Origin of the sequence: Mycobacterium sp. TY814, from assembly GCF_030755175.1 — a bacterium.
Classification (GTDB): domain Bacteria; phylum Actinomycetota; class Actinomycetes; order Mycobacteriales; family Mycobacteriaceae; genus Mycobacterium.
In genome coordinates this window covers 427,732-448,373 of sequence record NZ_JAUFRY010000001.1, presented here as the reverse complement: position 1 = coordinate 448,373, position 20,642 = coordinate 427,732, and the positions used below count along the sequence as shown (strand labels likewise).

General features: G+C 68.7%; 19 protein-coding genes. 15 read left to right on the top strand and 4 right to left on the bottom strand.

Features of this window, described 5'->3' with window-relative positions:
- The first annotated feature begins 30 nt into the window (after nt 1-30).
- Nucleotides 31-1,974, top strand: coding sequence for a primosomal protein N' (locus QXH22_RS01610; protein WP_306275935.1), 1,944 nt, complete (start codon nt 31-33; stop codon nt 1,972-1,974).
- 178 nt (nt 1,975-2,152) lie between these two features.
- Complete coding sequence (locus QXH22_RS01605; RefSeq protein WP_306241027.1) at nt 2,153-2,632, top strand: MarR family transcriptional regulator; 480 nt, start codon at nt 2,153-2,155, stop codon at nt 2,630-2,632.
- Nucleotides 2,633-2,652: 20 nt separating this feature from the next.
- On the opposite strand, the gene QXH22_RS01600 is transcribed toward QXH22_RS01605, so the two are convergent.
- The gene (locus tag QXH22_RS01600; RefSeq protein WP_306241026.1) at nt 2,653-3,477 is read right to left on the bottom strand and encodes a class I SAM-dependent methyltransferase; all 825 of its coding nucleotides are present in this window, start codon (nt 3,475-3,477) and stop codon (nt 2,653-2,655) included.
- A 141-nt stretch (nt 3,478-3,618) separates the two neighbouring features.
- On the opposite strand from QXH22_RS01600, the gene fmt reads away from it, so the two are divergent.
- From fmt to ribD, 4 genes are read left to right on the top strand one after another with little or no spacing between them, the layout of a single operon-like run.
- Nucleotides 3,619-4,551, top strand: a complete 933-nt coding sequence (fmt, locus tag QXH22_RS01595; protein WP_306274792.1) for a methionyl-tRNA formyltransferase — start codon at nt 3,619-3,621, stop codon at nt 4,549-4,551.
- A complete protein-coding gene (locus QXH22_RS01590; RefSeq protein WP_306274791.1) occupies nt 4,548-5,960 on the top strand; it encodes an RsmB/NOP family class I SAM-dependent RNA methyltransferase in 1,413 nt (470 codons plus the stop codon). The genes fmt and QXH22_RS01590 overlap by 4 nt, the downstream gene beginning before the upstream one ends.
- A gap of 4 nt (nt 5,961-5,964) precedes the next feature.
- Complete coding sequence (gene rpe, locus QXH22_RS01585; protein ID WP_306275934.1) at nt 5,965-6,666, top strand: ribulose-phosphate 3-epimerase; 702 nt, start codon at nt 5,965-5,967, stop codon at nt 6,664-6,666.
- The gene (gene ribD / locus QXH22_RS01580; protein ID WP_306274790.1) at nt 6,663-7,694 is read left to right on the top strand and encodes a bifunctional diaminohydroxyphosphoribosylaminopyrimidine deaminase/5-amino-6-(5-phosphoribosylamino)uracil reductase RibD; all 1,032 of its coding nucleotides are present in this window, start codon (nt 6,663-6,665) and stop codon (nt 7,692-7,694) included. The genes rpe and ribD overlap by 4 nt, the downstream gene beginning before the upstream one ends.
- Here ribD and QXH22_RS01575 read toward each other — a convergent pair.
- Nucleotides 7,675-9,309: an MFS transporter gene (locus QXH22_RS01575; RefSeq protein WP_306241022.1), complete on the bottom strand. Its 1,635-nt coding sequence runs from the start codon at nt 9,307-9,309 to the stop codon at nt 7,675-7,677. The two genes, ribD and QXH22_RS01575, sit on opposite strands and share 20 nt — an antisense overlap.
- 5 nt (nt 9,310-9,314) lie before the next feature.
- Entirely contained in the window at nt 9,315-10,034 is a 720-nt protein-coding gene (locus QXH22_RS01570; protein WP_306241021.1) for an LppX_LprAFG lipoprotein, read from the bottom strand.
- Nucleotides 10,035-10,109: 75 nt separating this feature from the next.
- Between QXH22_RS01570 and QXH22_RS01565 the strand changes: the two genes are divergently transcribed.
- The 5 genes from QXH22_RS01565 to QXH22_RS01545 all read left to right on the top strand — a co-directional run bounded on the left by QXH22_RS01565 (nt 10,110) and on the right by QXH22_RS01545 (nt 13,813).
- On the top strand, nt 10,110-10,715 hold the full coding sequence (locus tag QXH22_RS01565; RefSeq protein WP_306241020.1) for a riboflavin synthase: 606 nt from the start codon (nt 10,110-10,112) through the stop codon (nt 10,713-10,715).
- Nucleotides 10,716-10,807: 92 nt separating this feature from the next.
- Entirely contained in the window at nt 10,808-12,085 is a 1,278-nt protein-coding gene (locus QXH22_RS01560) for a bifunctional 3,4-dihydroxy-2-butanone-4-phosphate synthase/GTP cyclohydrolase II (RefSeq protein WP_306241019.1), read from the top strand.
- 119 nt (nt 12,086-12,204) lie between these two features.
- Nucleotides 12,205-12,687: a 6,7-dimethyl-8-ribityllumazine synthase gene (gene ribH / locus QXH22_RS01555; RefSeq protein WP_306241018.1), complete on the top strand. Its 483-nt coding sequence runs from the start codon at nt 12,205-12,207 to the stop codon at nt 12,685-12,687.
- 62 nt (nt 12,688-12,749) lie between these two features.
- Entirely contained in the window at nt 12,750-13,160 is a 411-nt protein-coding gene (locus QXH22_RS01550; protein ID WP_371934196.1) for a PH domain-containing protein, read from the top strand.
- On the top strand, nt 13,160-13,813 hold the full coding sequence (locus QXH22_RS01545; protein WP_306274789.1) for a hypothetical protein: 654 nt from the start codon (nt 13,160-13,162) through the stop codon (nt 13,811-13,813). The genes QXH22_RS01550 and QXH22_RS01545 overlap by 1 nt, the downstream gene beginning before the upstream one ends.
- Here QXH22_RS01545 and QXH22_RS01540 read toward each other — a convergent pair.
- A complete protein-coding gene (locus QXH22_RS01540) occupies nt 13,810-15,513 on the bottom strand; it encodes a PecA family PE domain-processing aspartic protease (RefSeq protein ID WP_306241015.1) in 1,704 nt (567 codons plus the stop codon). The genes QXH22_RS01545 and QXH22_RS01540 overlap by 4 nt on opposite strands.
- A 188-nt stretch (nt 15,514-15,701) precedes the next feature.
- On the opposite strand from QXH22_RS01540, the gene uvrC reads away from it, so the two are divergent.
- From uvrC to whiA, 4 genes are read left to right on the top strand one after another with little or no spacing between them, the layout of a single operon-like run.
- The gene (gene uvrC, locus QXH22_RS01535) at nt 15,702-17,645 is read left to right on the top strand and encodes an excinuclease ABC subunit UvrC (protein ID WP_306241014.1); all 1,944 of its coding nucleotides are present in this window, start codon (nt 15,702-15,704) and stop codon (nt 17,643-17,645) included.
- Entirely contained in the window at nt 17,642-18,526 is an 885-nt protein-coding gene (gene rapZ, locus QXH22_RS01530; protein ID WP_306241013.1) for an RNase adapter RapZ, read from the top strand. Before uvrC ends, rapZ begins: the two co-directional genes overlap by 4 nt.
- Nucleotides 18,523-19,551: a uridine diphosphate-N-acetylglucosamine-binding protein YvcK gene (gene yvcK / locus QXH22_RS01525; RefSeq protein ID WP_306241012.1), complete on the top strand. Its 1,029-nt coding sequence runs from the start codon at nt 18,523-18,525 to the stop codon at nt 19,549-19,551. Before rapZ ends, yvcK begins: the two co-directional genes overlap by 4 nt.
- Complete coding sequence (gene whiA, locus QXH22_RS01520) at nt 19,548-20,525, top strand: DNA-binding protein WhiA (protein ID WP_055579598.1); 978 nt, start codon at nt 19,548-19,550, stop codon at nt 20,523-20,525. Before yvcK ends, whiA begins: the two co-directional genes overlap by 4 nt.
- Nucleotides 20,526-20,642: the final 117 nt, after the last annotated feature.

Here is a 20,642-nt window from a genome sequence, read left to right as displayed (position 1 = left end):
GACGTGGAGCCGATCGCGCGGGTGCTGCCCATGCTGTCGGTGCCACACCTGGATCGCGAATTCGACTACCTGGTACCGCCGGAGCAGTCCGACGATGCCCAGCCCGGGGTGCGGGTCCGGGTGCGTTTCCACGGGCGGCTGGTCGACGCGTTCGTGCTGGAACGCCGCCACGACACCGACCATCAGGGCAGGCTTGGCTGGCTGGACCGGGTGGTATCGGCCGAGCCCGTTCTCACTCCGGAGATCCGCCGACTGGTCGAAGCGGTCGCCGCCCGCTACGCCGGCACCAGGCCGGACGTGCTGCGCCTGGCGGTGCCGGCCCGGCACGCCAGGGTCGAGAAGGAACTAGCCCCGATTCCGGCCCTGCCGGTGGTGCAGCCGGTGGACCCCGCCTGCTGGCAGGGCTACGGCCGGGGCGGTCAGTTCCTGGATGCGCTGGCGCAATCGCGGGCCGCTCGCGCTGTGTGGCAGGCGTTGCCGGGGGAGCGGTGGGCGGACCGGTTCGCCGAGGCGGCGGCCCAGACGGTCGCGGCCGGGCATTCGGTGCTGGCGATCGTGCCCGATCAGCGCGATCTGGACACGTTATGGCAGGCGGCCGTGGCATGGGTCGACGAGTCCAGCGTCGTGGCGTTAACAGCCGGGCTCGGGCCCGCGGCTCGCTACCGGCGGTGGCTGGCCGCGCTCCGCGGCGGCGCACGCGTGGTGATCGGCACCCGTAGTGCGGTCTTTGCGCCGGTCACCGACCTCGGGCTGGTCATGGTCTGGTCCGACGCCGACGACAGCCTGGCCGAGCCGCGGGCGCCCTACCCGCATGCCCGTGAGGTGGCGATGCTGCGCGCACACCAGGCCCGCTGCGCCGCGCTGATCGGCGGCTACAGCCGTACCGCGGAGGCGCAGGCGCTGGTGCGCAGCGGGTGGGCCCAGGATGTGGTCGCGCCACGGCCGGTGGTGCGCGCCCGTACGCCGCGAGTGGTGGCGCTCGACGACAGCGGATATGCCGAGGAGCGCGACCCGGCGGCGCACACGGCACGGCTGCCCTCGATCGCGCTGCGCGCCGCCCGCTCCGCGCTGGAGGCAGGGGCGCCGGTGCTGGTCCAGGTGCCCCGGCGCGGATATGTGCCGTCGCTGGCGTGTGGGCGCTGCCGGACGATCGCACGCTGCCGGCACTGCACCGGTCCATTGGCGTTGACGGATCGCGGCGGCGCTGCGATGTGCCGGTGGTGCGGTCGGGTGGATCCGGCGGTGCGCTGCTCGAAATGCGGGTCCGACGCGGTACGTGCGGTGGTGGTCGGTGCCCGCCGCACCGCTGAGGAACTCGGCAGGGCGTTCCCGGGCACCCCCGTGGTGACCTCAGCGGCTGATGTCATCGTGCCTCAGGTTCCGGCACGTCCGGCCCTGGTCGTCGCCACGCCCGGCGCCGAACCGTGCGCCGCGGGTGGTTACGGGGCGGCGCTGCTGCTGGATACCTGGGCGCTGCTGGGCCGCCAGGACCTGCGCGCGGCCGAGGACGCGTTATGGCGATGGATGAACGCGGCCGCCCTGGTGCGGCCCCGCGGTGACGGCGGGGTGGTGACGGTGATCGCCGAGTCGGCGCTTCCGACGGTTCAGTCGCTGATTCGCTGGGATCCGGTGGGCCACGCCGATGCCGAACTCGCGGCGCGCGCCGAAGTGGGCCTACCGCCGAGTGTGCACATCGCCGCCTTGGACGGCACCGCCGAGGCGGTGGCCGCCCTGCTCGAGGAAGCGCGGCTGCCCGACCACGCGGAGTTGCTGGGCCCGGTGGACCTGCCGGCGGGCGCACGCCGCCCGGCGGGCATCGCGGCCGATGCCGCGGTCACCAGGATGCTGGTGCGGGTCCCGCGTGCGGACGGACTGCGACTGGCGGCGGCGCTGCGCGGCGCCGTCGGGGTGCTCAGTGCCCGGCAGACCAGTGAGCCGGTTCGGGTCCAGATCGATCCGCTGCACATCGGGTGACGGTGACGGGCGCCTCACAGACGTAGCTGGTCATCGGATCTCCTGCGGTTGTGGCGCCTGCCCCGGTCGCGAACGGATCCATAGGAAATTATATGGGCAAGCAACAATTAAGGTGTTCGATTGTAGGAGGCTGTTACAATTTCTGTGCTCTAGCTCGGCACCGGGGAAGGGGGCTTCGATGGCAACAGAGAACGCGACGACAGAGTCGCTGGACATGATCACCGACGCGTTGTTGACAGCGTCCAGGCTGTTAGTTGGGATTTCGGCGAATTCGATTGCGGCAGTAGACGACTCCATCACCATCCCGCAGTTCCGCACCTTGGTCATCCTGTCCAACCGCGGTCCGGTGAATCTGGCGACACTGGCGACTTCCCTGGGTGTGCAACCCTCGGCCACCGGCCGGATGGTCGACCGGCTGGTCAGCGCCGGCTTGATCGACCGCCTGCCACATCCGACATCCCGCCGGGAGTTGCTCGCTTCGCTGACCAAGCGCGGTCGTGAAGTGGTCGCAAAGGTGACGGCAAACCGGCGGAGCGAGATCGCCCGCATCGTCGAGAAGATGCCGCCGGCGGAGCGCCACGGACTGGTCCGGGCGCTCACCGCGTTCACCGCCGCCGGCGGCGAACCCGACGCTCACGTCGACTTCAGCGAGCTGTAAGCGCCGGACCGCCGCGGCTCTCAGCGCTTGTGTGCGGTGAGCAGCAGGTACTCCCACTCCATCACGCCGTTCGTCAGGTATTCGTCGGCGAGTTCGACGAGCTGGGCGTCGAGTTCGGCTGCCAGCACCCGATTCCCACCGATGTTCTCGTACGCCTCGATCGTCGGGCCGTAGTTGTTCTTGAAGTAGTCGTGCACGTCGCGGGCGGTGTCGAACCGCGTCACCTCGAGCAGCCCGCGCCGCGTGTCGACGTCGGTGACCCGGTCGCCGAGCAGTCCGGTGATGTAGGCCTCACGCCCCCACAGCGCAGAGGGCGGCAGGTCCGACGACAGACTGGGCCGGTAGGGCCTGATGGTCGCCAGCATCCGGCCGAAGAAGCCCTCCTGTGTCCAGCTGATCAGCCCGATCGTTCCGTCCGGCCGGCACACCCGGACAAGCTCATCGGCGGCACACTGGTGATCCGGAGCGAACATCACCCCGATCGCGGAGATCACTGCGTCGAATGTGTTGTCGCCGAACGGAAGTGCCTGAGCGTTGGCCTCCTGGTAGTGCAGCTTCAGGCGCTCCGCGAACGCGCGCGTCTGGGAGCGCTGCAGCAGCTCCGGGGTGAGATCGGTCGACGTGACGGTGGCGCCCGTCCGGGCCGCGGGCAGCGAGATGTTGCCCGACCCGGCGGCGACGTCGAGCACCCGGACACCCGGTCCGATACCTGCGGCGGCCACCAGCAGGGGACCCAGGGGTGCCATCACCTCTTCGGCCATCAGTGCGTAGTCGCCCAGCGCCCACATGGCCCGGTGGGTGGCCTCGAGTGTCTCGTAGGCGAGAACGGGGGTGTCAATTGTCATGCGTGGCTCCTTTGAGGGAGTAAAGACCCGGAATTTGTGTCGTACGGACACAGTATGCATAGGCAAGTTTGTAGATAGCTGTGATGTCGCTGGGTGACTGCGGGGCGCGTTGCCTGAGTCCGAAGTTCATAGACTGTGCCGGTGCGCCTCGTCTTCGCCGGTACCCCCGAACCCGCGTTGCCCGCCCTACGTCGGCTCATGGACTCGCCCCGACACGAGGTCATCGCGGTCCTGACCCGGCCCGATGCGGCGGCGGGGCGCCGCGGCACACCGCAACCGTCGCCGGTGGCGCGGGAGGCCCTCGACCGCGGGATCCCGGTGTTGCGGCCTGCGCGGCCGAACTCGCCGGAGTTCGTGGCCGAACTGGCGGAGCTGGCCCCGCAGTGTTGCGCGGTGGTGGCCTACGGCGCGCTGCTCGGCGGTCCGCTGCTGGCGGTTCCTCCGGACGGTTGGGTCAACCTGCACTTCTCGCTGCTGCCGGCCTGGCGAGGCGCCGCACCGGTACAGGCCGCGATCGCCGCGGGTGACACCGTCACCGGGGCCACCACCTTCCAGATCGAGCCGAGCCTGGACTCCGGGCCGGTGTATGGCACCGTCACCGAAACCATCCGGCCGACCGACACGGCCGGTGATCTGCTGGGGCGACTTGCGGCGTCCGGTGCGGAGCTCCTGGCGGCGACCATGGACGGTATCGAGGACCGGGCGTTGACCCCACGCCCGCAGCCCGCCGACGGGGTCAGCCTGGCGCCCAAGATCACCGTCGAGCAGGCCCGGGTGCGCTGGGACCTGCCTGCGCAGGTGGTCGAGCGGCGCATCCGGGCCGTCACACCGAACCCCGGGGCGTGGACCCTCATCGGTGACATGAGAGTGAAAGTTGGTCCGGTGCAAGTGGATTCGGAAGCTCCGCAGCCCCTGTCGCCGGGTGGCATGCACATCGGCCGCAAGCAGGTGTGGGTCGGCACGGCGTCCCAACCGGTGCGGCTCGGCCAGATCCAGCCTCCCGGGAAGAAGCCGATGAACGCCGCCGACTGGGCGCGAGGTGCCCGGCTCGCCCCTGAGATCCGGGCGTCATGACCCAGGACCGGTCCTACCACAAACGGCCCGACCGCAAACCGCAGAAGCCCCAGCAGCGACCGCGCCGGAAGCCGCTGGACCCCGCTCGCCGGGCCGCGTTCGATGCGCTGCGTGCGGTCCGGGAACGCAACGCCTACGCGAATCTGGTGCTGCCGGCGCTGCTGCGCGAACGCGGGATCACCGGCCGTGACGCCGCGTTCGCCACCGAACTCACCTACGGAACGTGCCGCAGCGCCGGGCTGCTGGACGCCGTGATCGGGGCCGCCGCCGGCCGTGCGCCGGACACGATCAGTCCGGTTCTGCTTGACCTGCTGCGGCTCGGGGCATATCAGCTGCTGCGCACCCGGGTGGATGCGCATGCCGCGGTATCGACCACCGTCGACCAGGCGGGTATCGAATTCGATTCGGCGCGAGCCGGTTTCGTCAACGGCGTGTTGCGCACCATCTCGGGCAGGGACGAGCAGTCCTGGGTGCAGGAATTGGCGCCGCGCAACGACCCGGTCGGTCACTCGGCCTTCGTGCACGCTCACCCACGCTGGATCGCTCAGGCGTTCGCCGATGCGCTGGGAGCATCGGCCGCCGAGCTGGACGACGTGCTGGCCAGCGACGACGAACGACCCCTGGTGCATCTGGCGGCCCGCCCCGGGGTACTGTCGGCCGCCGATCTCGCCGAGACGGTGCACGGCACCGTCGGGCGGTACTCGCCCTACGCGGTATACCTGCCCGGAGGTGACCCCGGGCAGCTGGACCCGGTACGCCAGGCGCAGGCGCTGGTGCAGGACGAGGGCAGCCAGTTGGTGGCGCGGGCGCTGACCCTGGTTCCGGTCGACGGCGACACCGGGCACTGGCTGGATCTGTGCGCGGGCCCGGGCGGCAAGACCGCACTGCTGGCCGCCCTCGCCGCGCAACGGGGCGCGACGGTGACCGCGGTGGAACCCGCCGAGCATCGGGCGGATCTGGTCGTGGAGAACACCCGGGGCCTGCCCGTCGAGGTATTGCGGGCCGACGGTCGGGAGACGGGACTGGAACCGGTGTTCGACCGGGTATTGGTCGACGTGCCGTGCACCGGGCTGGGCGCGCTGCGACGCAGGCCCGAGGCACGCTGGCGACGACAGCCGTCGGACGTGCCCGCACTGGCCAGGTTGCAACGTGAACTGCTGGCCGCCGCGATCTCGCTCACCCGCCCGGGTGGGGTGGTGCTGTACGCGACGTGCTCCCCACACCTGGCCGAGACGGTGGGAGTGGTCGCCGACGCGCTGCGCCGGCACCCGGTGGCGGCGCTGGACACCCGGCCGCTGTTCGAACCGGTGGACGGACTGGGTGAGGGCCCCTACGTGCAGTTGTGGCCGCACCGGCACGGCACGGACGCCATGTTCGCGGCTGCCCTGCGCCGGCTTCCGGAGGATTAGTAGTCTGTCGCACATGCCTGGTACGGGGGGTCCGCTGATAGCGCCGTCAATCCTGGCGGCTGACTTCGCTCGGCTTGCCGACGAAGCCGCCGCAGTGCACGGCGCCGACTGGCTGCACGTCGACGTGATGGACGCTCACTTCGTGCCCAACCTGACCATCGGTCTGCCGGTGGTGGAGAGCCTGCTGGCGGCCACCGACATTCCGATGGACTGCCATCTGATGATCGAGAACCCGGACCGCTGGGCACCGCCGTACGCCGAGGCCGGCGCTTACAACGTCACCTTCCACGCCGAGGCCACCGACAACCCGGTCGGCGTCGCCCGTGACATCCGCGCCGCCGGGGCCAAGGCCGGAATCAGCGTCAAGCCCGGCACCTCGTTGGAGCCGTACCTGGAAATCCTGCCCCAGTTCGACACCCTGCTGATCATGTCCGTCGAGCCCGGTTTCGGCGGGCAGAGCTTCATCCCGGAGGTGCTGAGCAAGGTGCGGACAGTGCGCAAGCTGGTCGACGCGGGGGAGCTGACGATCCTGGTCGAGATCGACGGCGGTATCAACGAGGACACCATCGAGCAGGCCGCCGAAGCCGGCGTCGACTGTTTCGTCGCCGGTTCGTCGGTGTACGGCGCGCAGGATCCGGCCGCCGCGGTGGCGGCGCTGCGCCGGCAGGCCAGCGCGGCATCCCGCCACCTGGGGAGCCGGTCATGACCGGACCGAACGTCCCCGAGCAGGTCAAAAGCATCGAAGAGGCCATGAAGCTGGCCATCGAGCACTCCTACCAGGTCAAGGGCACAACCTATCCGAATCCGCCGGTCGGGGCCGTGATCGTGGACCAGGAAGGCCGGGTCGTCGGCGTCGGCGCCACCCAGCCGGCCGGCGGCGACCACGCCGAGGTCATCGCGCTGCGCCGGGCCGGCGGTCTGGCCGCCGGTGGTATCGCGGTGATCACCATGGAGCCGTGCAACCACTACGGCAAGACACCGCCGTGCGTGAACGCACTCATCGAGGCGCGGGTGGGCACGGTGATCTACGCCCTCAACGACCCGAACGGCATTGCCGGTGGCGGGGCCGGGCGACTGACGGCGGCGGGGCTGCAGGTGCGGTCGGGCATCATGGCCGATCAGGTGGCCGCCGGTCCGCTACGGGAGTGGCTGTTCAAGCAGCGCACCGGTTTTCCGCATGTCACCTGGAAGTACGCGACCAGCATCGACGGGCGCAGCGCCGCGGCCGACGGATCGAGTCAGTGGATTTCCAGCGAGGCCGCGCGCGCAGATTTGCATCGGCGCCGCGCGATCGCGGACGCGATCATCGTCGGCACCGGCACCGTGCTGGCCGACAATCCGACCCTGACCGCGCGGTTGCCGGACGGTTCGTTGGCCCCGCAGCAACCGCTGCGGGTGGTGGTGGGCAGACGCGATATCCCGCCGGAAGCCAATGTGCTCAACGACGATTCACGCACCATGGTGATCCGCACCCGTGAACCCATCGAGGTGCTCAGGGCGCTCGCGGACCGCACCGATGTGCTGTTGGAAGGCGGACCCACCCTGGCCGGGGCGTTCCTGCGGGCGGGTGCGATCAACCGGATCCTGGCCTATGTCGCGCCGATCCTGCTGGGCGGTCCGGTGACGGCCGTCGACGATGTCGGAGTGTCCAGCATGTCGCACGCGTTGCGCTGGCAGTTCGACAGCGTCGAGCAGGTCGGACCGGACCTGCTGCTCAGCCTGGTGGCTCGCTAGCGGGCTCCCGCACCGGCTGCGCCTCGACGGCCGGCCGCTCGTCCACGTCGTCCACGTCGTCGTCGGCGTGCTCATTGCGGCCGCCGATCAGCAGTCCCAGCAGCGCACCCACGACGCAGATCACCACGGTGACCTCGAAGATGTCGCCGTACATATCGGCGAACGCCTGCAGGTACTGCTTGCCCTGAATGCTGACGCGCTCCAACACGCTGGCGTCCGGAGGAATGGTCGCCGAGAGGTGAGCCAGGTTCTGGTTGAACCGGTAGAGCCCCCACGCGCTCAGTGCCGCGACGCCGATCAGCATGCCGGTCATGCGGGCCACCACCACGGCGGCTGAGGCGATACCGTGCTGGGCCGCGGGCACCACGCGCAGCGCCGCCGAGGACAGCGGTCCGATCACCAGACCGAGTCCCAGGCCTGCGACCAGCAGGTCGGTGTGTACGGCGGGCAGCATCAGCCCCAAGATGTCGTGCTTGCGCTGCATCAGGTCGCCGCGCCAGTGCGAGATCAGCCAGTAGCCGGCGCCCGCGATCAGCATCCCGACGAACGCCACGACCCGGTCGCCGGCCCGGGTGGCGATCCACCCGCCGAGTACCGCGCCGATCGGCAGCGCGATCAGGAACCACAACAGCAGGCCCGCCGCCTGGGTCTGGTCCATCTGCAGCACGCCCTGGCCGAACAACTCGACGTTCACCAGCGTCACCATCAGGGCCGCGCCGGCGCAGACCGACGTGCCCAGCGCAGACAGGAACGGACGGAAATGGACGCCGGCGGGCTCGATGAGCCGGGTACGGGCGAAACGCTCCCAGGCGAAGAACGCGACGGCGGCGACGACCGCCCCGATCACCAGCGGCAACCCGTAACTCGGCAGCACCTGCTTGCCGTCGGGGTTGGGGTTGTACAGACCGATCACGGCCAGACCCAGCGCGAGCGCCAGCAGCAGGCCGCCGGTGATGTCGATCTTCTCCGGCGAGTCGCTGCGGTCGTGCGAGGGCAGGCTGAAATGGATCATCACCATGGCGATCAGGGTCAACGGGACGTTGATCCAGAACACGTGGCGCCAGTCGTGGAACAGAAAGACGATGAAGATGCCGTACAGCGGGCCCAGCACGCTGCCCAGTTCCTGTGCCGCTCCGATGCCGCCGAGGACGCCGGCGCGGTTGCGCTCCGACCACAGGTCGGCACCCAGGGCCAGCGTCACCGGCAACAGGGCGCCGCTGGCGATGCCCTGAATGGTGCGGCCGACGATCAGCACGTGGAAAGCCCGGTTCGGATCCGGTGACAGCAGGATGTAGTCGCCGGCCTCGATGGTCCAGTTTCCGATCTGCACCGACAGCGCGGTCACCACCGAGCCGACAATGAACATCAGCAGACTGGCCTGCAGCACGAACTTGCGGCCGAACCGGTCAGAGGCCCGGCCCAGAAGCGGCATCGCGGCGATGTAACCCAGCAGGTACATCGTCACGATCCAGGTGATCCGCTGCAGCTGGTTCACCGGAATGCCGACGCTGTTCATGATGTCGCGCATGATCGTGACCACGACATAGGTGTCGAGGGCACCCAGCAGCACCGCGAGGCTGCCCGCACTGATTGCGATTCGACGTCCTGCCCGCATGGTCATCAGCTCAGCGGGGGCTTGGTGACCTGGACCTGCTGGCCCCAGTTCGACAGGGTCATCTGCACCCAGTTGCCGGTGCCGCGCTCCAATCGGGCCTGCACCAGCTGGTGATCACCGCCGTCTTGAACCCAGATCGTCGTCGGGACCGCCTCCGACGCGCTGAACGGCGGTGCGATCGCGTTCACCGCCTCGGCAGTGGTCTTCCCGGTGATCCGCACGGTGTTCAGGCCGTTGATGTTCTCGCGCCCATCGGCTTTCGCCTCGCTGAAGTTCGCCAGCACGTTGGCCACGCCCTTGTCCTGGCTCAGGATCTGCGAGGGGTCGTAGACGTCCGACGCCTTTCCGAAGTCGCTCCATTTGTTCGGGGTGAGCGTGGCGTACAGGATTCCGTCGATCACCACGAAGTCGGCGTCGATGTCCGATCCGGCGAACGTCAGCTTGACGTTGCCCTTGGCGGCGGTGGGCTCGGTGTTGAGGTCGCCGGTCAGGGTCTTGATAGACAGTCCCGGGATCTTGCCGTTGACCGTCAGAACGATGTGTGCGCTCTTGACGCCCTTGCTGGTTTGGGTGGCCTGGGTGACCAGAGTCTGGGTGGCTGCGGCGTCCGGAAGTGGCCCGCCGCTGTCTTTCTTTTTGATCGAGCACCCTGCGGCAAACGTGATCGCGACGACCAGCGCAGCCAGGACAGCCAGAAGGCGGCGGGATTTTTGCATACCCTGCATCGTAGAGGGTGCCCCCGACCCGGCCAGGGAGCCAGGCGGGTGCAGGCCCGGTCGGACACTCATTAACCTGGTGCGATGTTCACCGGAATTGTCGAGGAGCTCGGAGAGGTGACCGGCCGCGATGCGCTGGCCGACGCTTCGCGACTGATCATCCGCGGTCCGCGGGTCACCTCCGATGCCGGCCACGGGGACTCGATCGCCGTCAACGGGGTGTGCCTGACCGTGGTGGACGTGCTGCCGGACGGCCAGTTCAGCGCCGACGTGATGGCCGAGACGCTTAATCGGTCCAACCTGGGTGAGCTGCGGCCCGGCAGCCGGGTGAACCTGGAACGCGCCGCGGCGATCAACAGCCGGCTGGGTGGGCACATCGTGCAGGGGCACGTCGACGGCACCGGCGAGATCGTGGCCCGGACCCCCTCCGAGCACTGGGAGGTGGTGCGGATCGAGATGCCCGCCCCGGTGGCGCGCTACGTGGTGGAGAAGGGCTCGATCACCGTCGACGGGATATCGCTGACCGTCTCCGGGCTGGGCGCCGAGCCCAGGGACTGGTTCGAGGTCTCGCTGATCCCGACCACGCGCGAGCTGACGACGCTCGGTTCGGCGCCGGTGGGCACCCAGGTGAACCTCGAGGTGGACGTGATTGCAAAGTACGTGGAACGGCTTTTGCAGGCCGGAAGCTGAGGCTGCGGCTCCCGCTCAACGAGCAGGGGCAATAACTGCGGGGCTGCGGTGGTTCATACTTGAGAGCAACAGCAGCCAGGTGAGGACACAAGATGACGAGGTTGGACTCCGTCGAAAGGGCGGTTGCCGACATTGCGGCGGGCAAGGCCGTCGTCGTCATCGATGACGAGGATCGCGAGAACGAAGGCGACCTGATCTTTGCGGCCGAAAAGGCCACTCCCGAACTGGTCGCCTTCATGGTCCGCTACACCTCCGGATATCTATGCGTGCCGTTGGACGGCGATATCTGCGACCGGCTGGGTCTGTTGCCCATGTACGCGGTGAACCAGGACAAGCACGGCACCGCCTACACCGTGACGGTCGACGCGAGAATTGGTGTGGGAACCGGAATTTCGGCCTCCGACCGGGCGACGACGATGCGCCTGCTGGCCGATCCGGCCAGTATCGCGACCGATTTCACCCGCCCCGGGCACGTGGTTCCGTTGCGGGCCAAGGACGGCGGGGTGCTGCGCCGCCCCGGACACACCGAGGCTGCGGTCGACCTGGCCCGGATGGCCGGACTGCAACCGGCCGGCGCGATCTGCGAGATCGTCAGCCAAAAAGACGAGGGCTCGATGGCCCAGACCGATGAGTTGCGGGTGTTCGCCGACGAACACGGGCTCGCCCTGATCACCATCGCGGACCTGATCGAGTGGCGCCGCAAGCACGAAAAGCACATCGAGCGCATCGCCGAGGCCCGGATCCCCACCCGGCACGGGGAGTTCCGCGCGATCGGATATTCCAGCCTTTACGAGGACGTCGAGCATGTGGCGCTGGTCCGCGGTGACATCGCCGGGCCCACCGGTGACGGCGACGACGTGCTGGTGCGCGTGCACTCGGAGTGCCTGACCGGCGACGTGTTCGGGTCGCGCCGGTGCGACTGCGGGCCGCAGCTGGACGCCGCGATGGCCATGGTGGCCCGTGAGGGGCGTGGTGTGGTGCTGTACATGCGCGGACACGAGGGCCGTGGCATCGGCCTGATGCACAAATTGCAGGCCTATCAGCTGCAGGACGCCGGCGAAGACACCGTGGACGCCAACCTCAAGCTCGGATTGCCGGCTGACGCAAGGGATTACGGCATCGGTGCGCAGATCCTCGTCGACCTCGGGGTCCGCTCGATGCGGTTGCTGACCAACAATCCGGCCAAGCGGGTCGGCCTGGACGGTTACGGATTGCACATCATCGAAAGGGTGCCGTTGCCGGTGCGCGCCAACGCGGAGAACATCCGGTACCTGATGACCAAGCGCGACAAGATGGGCCACGACCTGGCCGGCCTGGACGACTTCCACGAATCCGTGCATCTGCCAGGCGAATTCGGCGGTGCTCTGTGAGGCGCAAATGAGTGGGCGCGGCGGCGACGATGCATTGCGCAGCAATGAGAAGGAGCGGCGCAAATGAGCGGGCGCGGCGGCGACGATGCATTGCGCAGCAATGAGAAGGAGCGGCGCAAATGAGTGGTGGCGCCGGCGTGCCGGACATGCCGGTGCTGGACGCGTCCGGCACCAAGCTGGCCATCGTCGCCAGCACCTGGCACGACAAGATCTGCGACGCCCTGTTGGCCGGCGCCCGCAAGGTGGCAACCGACTCCGGCATCGACAATCCGACAGTGGTGCGGGTGCTCGGCGCGATCGAGATCCCGGTGGTCGCCCAGGAGTTGGCCCGCACTCATGACGCCGTCGTCGCGCTCGGGGTGGTAATCCGGGGCGAGACACCGCACTTCGACTACGTCTGCGACGCGGTCACCCAGGGCCTCACACGGGTCTCGTTGGACGCGTCGACGCCGGTCGCCAACGGCGTGCTGACCACTAACACCGAGGCGCAGGCCCTGGATCGGGCCGGCCTGCCGTCGTCCGCCGAAGACAAGGGCGCCCAGGCGGCCGCCGCGGCCCTGACCACCGCGCTGACCCTGCGCGATCTGCGCGCTCGATCGTGACCGAGTCGCCCGACGACCGGAGCCCCACCTGGGACCTGGTCTGCCGTCCCCACCTGACGCCGATGTTCGCCTACGCCGCGGCGGTTCTGCTCGTGGTGGCGCACATCGCGATCGGGTTGGTGCTCAAGGTCGGCTCCAGTGGCGTCGTTTTCCAGACGGCCGACCAGGTGGCGATGGGTGTGCTGGGTGTGGTGCTGGCCGGCCTGGCCCTACTGTTCACGCGGCCCCGGTTGCGCGTCGGCGCCGCCGGGCTTTCGGTGCGGAATGTGTTCAGCGACAAGCTGATACCGTGGGGCGACGTGGTCGGTGTGTCCTTCCCGGTGGGCAGCCGCTGGGCTCGCGTGGATCTACCCGACGACGAATACATTCCCATCATGGCGATTCAGTCGGTGGACAAGGAGCGCGCCGTGCAGGCAATGGACGCCGTTCGCGCGCAACTGGCCCGCTACCGGCCGGACCTGCACGCTCGCTGATGACACGTGCCCGGCAGCGCCGGATCATCACCGTCTGTCTCGCCGCGCTGATGCTGGTCGGCTGCACCCGAGCGGTCGACGGGCACGGCATGCGAGCGACTGGCCAGTCTGGACAAGCGGCTTCGGCTCGCGACTTGCTGCTCCGGGACGGGGACGAGACGCCGTGGGGGCCCGGCCGGGCGGCGCCGGTGGGCGACGACTATTTCACCAGCGTCCGCCCCAAGGAATGCGCGGCGGCCCTGCTTTTCCGGGGATCACCGCTGCGGCCGTCGGATGCTGCGGACTACGCCGAGTCGGCCTATACGTTCGGCGGTCCGTCGATGTACGCCGAATCGATCAGCGTGTACGACTACGAACTGAATCCCTACGGTGTGGCCTGGCGGGCTTTCAGTGAAGTCTCCGACTGCCGGGACGACGCGATCGGGGTAAGCCCGCGCGGCGACTTCCAGCCGATGCGTGTCACCGAGTTCGGCGCGCCACAGGACGACGTCATGATGTGGAGCATGGGGCGTCCGGACTGGACATGCAGTTTTGGCTTGGTCGCCGTGCCCAAGGTGGTCCTGGTGATCACGGCGTGCAATTCCTCGGCTGGTTTCCCGATGGCCGAGTGGGCGCCAATCCGCAAGGCGCAGTTGAACAGTCGCGTGGCTTAGCGGTTGTAGAAAATGGTTCCCGCCGGCGTGCTGTAGGAGAAATAGATCGGCATCAGTTCGAAGGGTGTGTTGCCGGTATTCAGACTCAGGAACCCGACGCGCGGCGCGTCGGAGCCCGTGCCGACGGTCTGCTGATACAGCAGCACGCCGCCGTCGTTGTAGAACGTCAGGTGGGTGCCGGCCGGTACCAACCCGTTGACCGCTCCGGTCCCCAGGTAAAAGGGCAGGAGACCCGACAGGCCACCGGTATCGACCAGCGCGCCGAAGACCGGCAGCGGAGCGCCTCCGTTGACGCTCACCAGCAGGTTGGTGATCGGAGCGCCATTCGAGAGGGCGAAGGCGGTGCCCGGGTTAGCACCGAACTGAACGAGCCCCGCGGGCTCGTTGATCAGGATGCCCTGGTTCAAGGTGCCCGGAAGTGCCTGTATCGGACCGGCAATGGGTGACCCGCCCAACTGGGTTGCTCCGATTCCGAGCACTGGCACCCCTGCTGATGTCGGGAGAAAGGTGGTCACACCGTTGACTGTCTGGGCGACGGACGTGATCACCCCGATGGTGGTGGGCGCGGTGATGATCCCGTTCCCGAAATTCACAGTCGTCGCGTAGGTGTCGTACGTTTCGGTGATCTGATTGGCGAAGTCGCCGTAGGTGATGCTGTACCCCGCATGAGTGACCGGCCCGAGCGACGCGAAGTTCACATCCTGCGGCGGAACGATCAGGCCTACCGAGCCGGTGTCGAGAACCACCTGCGAAATCGGACCGCCACCGATGGACACGTTGACATACGGTCGGTGCAACTGCTGGTCAACCACTACCGCAATGGCGGGCGGGCCGCCGGTGGCGCCGGTAGCGCCGGGTGCGCCGAGGCTCGCGGCGCCTCCAGCTCCGCCCGGGCCCGCGGCGGCTCCACCGGGCCCGCCGGAGACTCCGCCGGTGCCGCCGGTGCCGCCATCTCCGATCAGCCACCCGCCGCGGCCACCCATCCCGCCGGCGCCGCCGAGTGCCCCACCCAGGCCACCGGTTCCTCCGGCGCCGAACAACAGTGCGCTACCGCCGGTGCCGCCGGTGCTGTAGGGACCGCCGATGCCACCGATACCGCCGTTTCCGTACAGCCAGCCTCCGGTGCCGCCGACTCCGCCTGCGGCACCGAAGCCGCCCATGCCGCCGGTGCCGCCCGTGCCCAGCAGCCCGGCCGGACCGCCGGCGCCCCCCACGACGCCCGCTGCGATGCTGTCGCCGCCGCGGCCGCCGTTTCCGATCAGGAGGCCACCGCCGCCACCGGGCGTTCCGACCCCCTGCGCGTTCGTCGTCCCGCTGGCGCCGTCCCCGATCAGGGGCCGCCCCAGCAACGCATTGGTGGGCAGGTTGATGACGTCGAGCAGGCCCTGCTCGATGCTCTGCGCCGACATGTCAGCAGCGGCGGCGGCCTCGGCCGCCACGTACCGGCTCGCGGCCGCGCTCAGCGTCCGCGCCAGCTCGCTCTGAAAGGCCGTTGCCCGCATGCTGAGCGCCTGGTACTCCTGGGCGTGACCGGAGAACATTTGGGCGATCGCCCTGGACACTTCGTCGCCGGCTGCGGACAGGACCTCGGTGGTGGAAGCGGCGGCCGCTTGATTGGCCCTGCGAAGCACCGACTCGATGCCGGCGACATCGGCCGCCGCGCCCGTCACGATGTCCGGCACGACTGTGAGAAAAGACATTTGACCCCCCACGCAGTGTTACGTGCATGCCCCCCTGGCCCATCCACGATAAACAGAAAGACCTGCGCTCCGTTCGTGTTTCATGGGAGTTCGCGCAAGTCGTAAAATGCCTTCTGGCTGCGGGACCACCCGCGCGACAGAGCTACGGTCTCTCCAAGTCGTCTTCCGCCGACCATTAGCCTGGACACGTGCCAGATCCCGCTACTTACCGTCCCGCGCCCGGGTCCATCCCGGTCGAGCCGGGCGTCTACCGGTTCCGGGATACGCACGGCCGCGTGATCTACGTCGGAAAGGCCAAGAGCCTGCGCAGTCGGCTCACCTCATACTTCGCCGACATCGCCGGACTGCACCCACGGACCCGACAGATGGTGACCACGGCCGCCAAGGTCGAGTGGACGGTGGTCAACACCGAGGTCGAGGCGCTCCAGCTGGAATACAACTGGATCAAAGAATTCGACCCGCGCTTCAACGTCCGCTACCGCGACGACAAGTCCTACCCGGTGCTGGCCGTCACCCTCAACGAGGAGTACCCGCGGTTGATGGTCTACCGCGGACCGCGGCGCAAAGGGGTGCGCTATTTCGGGCCCTACTCCCACGCGTGGGCCATCCGCGAAACGCTCGACCTACTCACCCGGGTGTTCCCCGCCCGCACCTGCTCCAACGGAGTCTTCAAGCGGCACAACCAGATCGACCGTCCCTGCTTGCTCGGCTACATCGACAAATGCTCGGCGCCGTGCGTCGGCCGGGTGAGTGCCGAGCAGCACCGCCAGATCGTGCTCGACTTCTGCGACTTCCTGTCCGGCAAGACCGAACGCTTCGCGCGCGAGCTGGAGCAACAGATGCACGCAGCGTCCGCCGAGCTGGACTTCGAGCGCGCGGCCCGGTTACGTGACGACCTGGGTGCGTTGCGGCGGGCGATGGAGAAGCAGGCCGTTGTGTTCGGCGACGGTACCGACGCCGACGTCGTCGCCTTCGCCGACGACGATCTCGAGGCCGCGGTGCAGGTCTTCCACGTCCGCGGGGGACGGGTCCGGGGTCAGCGGGGCTGGATCGTCGAAAAGTCCGGCGACCCGGGGGATTCCGGCGCCGAGCAGCTGGTCGAGCAGTTCCTGACGCAGTTCTACGGTGAGCAGGCTGAATTGGGCGGAGCGGCCGACGAATCCGTCAATCCGGTGCCGCGCGAGGTGCTGGTGCCGTGCCTGCCGTCCAACCACGATGAGCTGGCCAGCTGGCTGTCCGGGCTGCGTGGCGCCAAGGTCACCCTGCGGGTGCCGCGCCGCGGCGACAAGCGCGCGCTCGCCGAAACGGTGGAACGCAATGCGAAAGAGGCTCTGCAGCAACACAAGCTGAAACGGGCGGGTGACTTCAACGCCAGATCGGCTGCGCTGCAAAACATTCAGGACGCGCTCGGTCTGGCCGACGCGCCGTTGCGCATCGAGTGCGTCGATATCAGCCACGTGCAGGGCACCGACGTCGTCGGCTCATTGGTGGTGTTCGAAGACGGCCTGCCGCGCAAGTCCGATTACCGGCACTTCGGCATCCGGGAGGCCGCGGGGGAGGGTCGCTCGGATGATGTGGCCTCGATCGCCGAGGTGACGCGGCGCCGCTTCGTGCGGCATCTCAGCGACCAGAGTGACACGAATGTGCTTTCCCCAGAAGGCAAGTCGCGCCGGTTCGCCTACCCGCCCAACCTCTACGTGGTGGACGGCGGGGCGCCGCAGGTCAACGCGGCCAGCGCCGTGCTGGAGGAGCTGGGCATCACCGACGTCGCGGTGATCGGGCTGGCCAAGCGGCTCGAAGAGATCTGGGTGCCCGCCGAGCCCGATCCGGTCATCATGCCCCGCAACAGCGAGGGGCTGTACCTGTTGCAGCGGGTGCGCGACGAGGCGCACCGTTTCGCCATCGCCTACCATCGCAGCAAGCGATCCAAGCGAATGACGGCGTCGGCGCTGGACTCCGTACCCGGATTGGGCGAGCACCGGCGCAAGGCGCTGGTCACCCACTTCGGATCGATAGCCCGCCTCAAGGAGGCCACTGTCGACCAGATCACCGCCGTTCCGGGTATCGGTGTCGCCACCGCCACCGCCGTACTCGAGGCACTACGGCCTGACGCGACGGGAGCTGCGGAATGACCAACGGCGAGAACTCCAGCGGCATCGATGTCGTTCTGGTGACCGGATTGTCGGGTGCCGGACGCGGCACCGCCGCCAAGGTGCTCGAGGACCTCGGGTGGTACGTGGCCGACAATCTGCCACCCCAGTTGATCACTCGCATGGTCGATTTCGGCTTGGCCGCCGGATCCCGGATCACCCAGCTCGCGGTCGTCATGGACGTGCGGTCCCGCGGGTTCACCGGGGATCTGGACGAGGTGCGCAACGAATTGGCGACCCGCAACATCACGCCGCGGGTGGTGTTCATGGAGGCGTCCGACGACATGCTGGTGCGCCGCTATGAGAACAATCGCCGCAGTCATCCACTGCAGGGCGAACAGACCCTGGCCGAAGGCATCGCCGCGGAACGTCGGATGCTGGCTCCGGTGCGTGCCACCGCGGATCTGATCATCGACACGTCGACCCTGTCGGTGCGCGGTCTGCGGGAGAGCATCGAGCGGGCGTTCGGCGGCAACGGGGGCGCGACCACCAGCGTCACGGTCGAGTCCTTCGGCTTCAAATACGGCCTGCCGATGGACGCAGACATGGTGATGGATGTGCGGTTCCTGCCCAACCCGCACTGGGTGGACGAGTTGCGCCCGCTGACCGGCCAGCATGAGCCGGTGCGCGACTACGTCTTGAGCCAACCGGGCGCGGCGGAGTTCCTGGAGACTTACCATCGGTTGCTATCGCTGGTGGTCGACGGCTACCGCCGGGAGGGGAAGCGTTACATGACGGTCGCGATCGGCTGCACCGGCGGTAAGCACCGCAGCGTGGCGATCGCGGAGGCCTTGATGGGCCTGCTGGGATCCGATCCGCAGCTGACCGTACGGGCGCTGCACCGGGATCTGGGTCGCGAATGAGTGACAGCATCGTCGCGCTCGGCGGCGGACACGGCCTGTACGCGACGCTGTCGGCGGCGCGCCGCCTGACCCCGCACGTGACCGCGATCGTGACGGTCGCCGACGACGGCGGCTCATCGGGCCGGCTCCGCAGCGAGCTGGACGTGGTTCCGCCGGGTGATTTACGAATGGCGTTGGCCGCGTTGGCATCCGACAGTCCGCACGGCAGGCTGTGGGCCACCATCCTGCAACACCGGTTCGGCGGGAGCGGCGCGCTGGCCGGGCACCCGATCGGAAACCTGTTGCTGGCCGGGCTCTCGGAGGTGCTGGCCGATCCGGTCGCCGCCCTCGACGAGATCGGGCGCATTCTCGGCGTCAAAGGCCGGGTGCTGCCGATGTGCCCAATCGCCCTGCAGATCGAGGCCGACGTGTCCGGGCTGGAGTCCGACCCGCGCATGTTCCGGGTCATCCGCGGTCAGGTCGCCATCGCATCGACGCCGGGCAAGGTGCGCCGGGTGCGCCTGTTGCCGGCCGCTCCGCCGGCGACCCGGCAGGCCGTCGACGCCATCATGGCGGCCGAGTTGGTGGTGCTGGGACCGGGTTCCTGGTTCACCAGCGTGATCCCTCACGTCATGGTTCCCGGCCTGCTGCAGGCGTTGCAGGCCACGACGGCCCGCAAGGCCCTGGTGCTCAACCTCGTCGCCGAGCCGGGGGAGACGGCGGGTTTCTCGGTGGAACGTCATCTCCACGTCCTGGCGCAGCATGCGCCGGGATTCACCGTGGACGACATCATCATCGACGCCGAGCGAGTCCCCAGCGACCGCGAACGCGACCAACTGCGACGCACCGCGACACTGCTGCAGGCCGAGGTCCACTTCGCCGACGTGGCCCGACCTGGTACACCTTTACATGACCCGGGCAAGCTGGCGGCAGTCCTGGACGGGGTGCGTGTGCGAGACAGGGATCCGGCGGCGCCCGCGGTGAAGGCCACAGAAGAGATACCGATCGACGGTGTACTACCGAGGGGTGACGACGCGTGGCGATGACGACTGAAGTCAAGGACGAGCTGAGCCGTCTGGTAGTCAAGTCGGTCAGCGCGCGGCGTGCGGAAGTCACGTCCTTGCTTCGGTTCGCCGGCGGCCTGCACATCGTGGCGGGCCGCGTGGTCGTCGAGGCCGAGGTCGATCTGGGCAGCATCGCGCGGCGGCTGCGCAAGGACATCTTCGACCTGTACGGCTACAACGCGGTGGTGCATGTGTTGTCGGCCAGTGGAATCCGCAAGAACACCCGGTATGTGTTGCGGGTGGCCAACGATGGTGAGGCGCTGGCCCGGCAGACCGGCTTGCTGGACATGCGCGGACGTCCGGTGCGCGGCCTGCCGGCGCAGGTCGTCGGCGGCAGCATCGCGGACGCCGAGGCCGCGTGGCGGGGAGCTTTCCTGGCGCACGGGTCGCTGACCGAACCCGGGCGTTCCTCGGCTCTGGAGGTGAGCTGCCCCGGGCCGGAGGCGGCCCTGGCGCTTGTCGGTGCGGCGCGGCGGCTCGGGGTCAGCGCCAAGGCCCGCGAGGTGCGCGGCGCGGACCGGGTGGTGGTGCGCGACGGCGAGGCGATCGGCGCCCTGCTCACCCGGATGGGTGCCCAGGACACCCGGCTGGTCTGGGAGGAGCGGCGGCTGCGTCGTGAGGTTCGCGCCACGGCCAACCGCCTGGCGAATTTCGACGACGCCAACCTGCGCCGCTCGGCGCGTGCAGCCGTGGCCGCAGCGGCCCGGGTGGAGCGCGCGCTGGAGATACTCGGTGACACGGTGCCCGACCACCTGGCCACCGCGGGCCAGCTGCGGGTCGAGCACCGGCAGGCATCGCTGGAAGAACTCGGCCGGCTCGCCGATCCGCCGATGACCAAAGATGCTGTGGCAGGACGGATTCGGCGCTTACTGTCGATGGCCGACCGGAAGGCGAAAGTGGACGGGATTCCGGACACCGAATCCGCGGTCACTCCGGACCTCCTCGAAGACGCCTGAGTCGCCTAATTTCGGCGAGCAGACGGAAACTCGCACAGAACCGCTAGTTTCTGTGCGAGTTTCCGTCTGCTCGGCCTGACTGATGCGCGCTGTGAGAACGACTGGCGCGCCCGGGGA

What these genes read in the sequence shown, in the direction of transcription:
- QXH22_RS01565 (WP_306241020.1), top strand. Translation starts at nt 10,110, where the DNA reads ATGTTCACCGGAATTGTCGAGGAGCTCGGAGAGGTGACCGGCCGCGAT.
- QXH22_RS01570 (WP_306241021.1), bottom strand. Translation starts at nt 10,034, where the DNA reads ATGCAGGGTATGCAAAAATCCCGCCGCCTTCTGGCTGTCCTGGCTGCG.
- QXH22_RS01610 (WP_306275935.1), top strand. Translation starts at nt 31, where the DNA reads ATGCTGTCGGTGCCACACCTGGATCGCGAATTCGACTACCTGGTACCG.
- QXH22_RS01575 (WP_306241022.1), bottom strand. Translation starts at nt 9,309, where the DNA reads ATGCGGGCAGGACGTCGAATCGCAATCAGTGCGGGCAGCCTCGCGGTG.
- QXH22_RS01600 (WP_306241026.1), bottom strand. Translation starts at nt 3,477, where the DNA reads ATGACAATTGACACCCCCGTTCTCGCCTACGAGACACTCGAGGCCACC.
- QXH22_RS01550 (WP_371934196.1), top strand. Translation starts at nt 12,750, where the DNA reads ATGTTCGCCTACGCCGCGGCGGTTCTGCTCGTGGTGGCGCACATCGCG.
- QXH22_RS01560 (WP_306241019.1), top strand. Translation starts at nt 10,808, where the DNA reads ATGACGAGGTTGGACTCCGTCGAAAGGGCGGTTGCCGACATTGCGGCG.
- whiA (WP_055579598.1), top strand. Translation starts at nt 19,548, where the DNA reads ATGACGACTGAAGTCAAGGACGAGCTGAGCCGTCTGGTAGTCAAGTCG.
- QXH22_RS01540 (WP_306241015.1), bottom strand. Translation starts at nt 15,513, where the DNA reads ATGTCTTTTCTCACAGTCGTGCCGGACATCGTGACGGGCGCGGCGGCC.
- ribD (WP_306274790.1), top strand. Translation starts at nt 6,663, where the DNA reads ATGACCGGACCGAACGTCCCCGAGCAGGTCAAAAGCATCGAAGAGGCC.
- QXH22_RS01545 (WP_306274789.1), top strand. Translation starts at nt 13,160, where the DNA reads ATGACACGTGCCCGGCAGCGCCGGATCATCACCGTCTGTCTCGCCGCG.
- rapZ (WP_306241013.1), top strand. Translation starts at nt 17,642, where the DNA reads ATGACCAACGGCGAGAACTCCAGCGGCATCGATGTCGTTCTGGTGACC.
- QXH22_RS01590 (WP_306274791.1), top strand. Translation starts at nt 4,548, where the DNA reads ATGACCCAGGACCGGTCCTACCACAAACGGCCCGACCGCAAACCGCAG.
- ribH (WP_306241018.1), top strand. Translation starts at nt 12,205, where the DNA reads ATGAGTGGTGGCGCCGGCGTGCCGGACATGCCGGTGCTGGACGCGTCC.
- yvcK (WP_306241012.1), top strand. Translation starts at nt 18,523, where the DNA reads ATGAGTGACAGCATCGTCGCGCTCGGCGGCGGACACGGCCTGTACGCG.
- QXH22_RS01605 (WP_306241027.1), top strand. Translation starts at nt 2,153, where the DNA reads ATGGCAACAGAGAACGCGACGACAGAGTCGCTGGACATGATCACCGAC.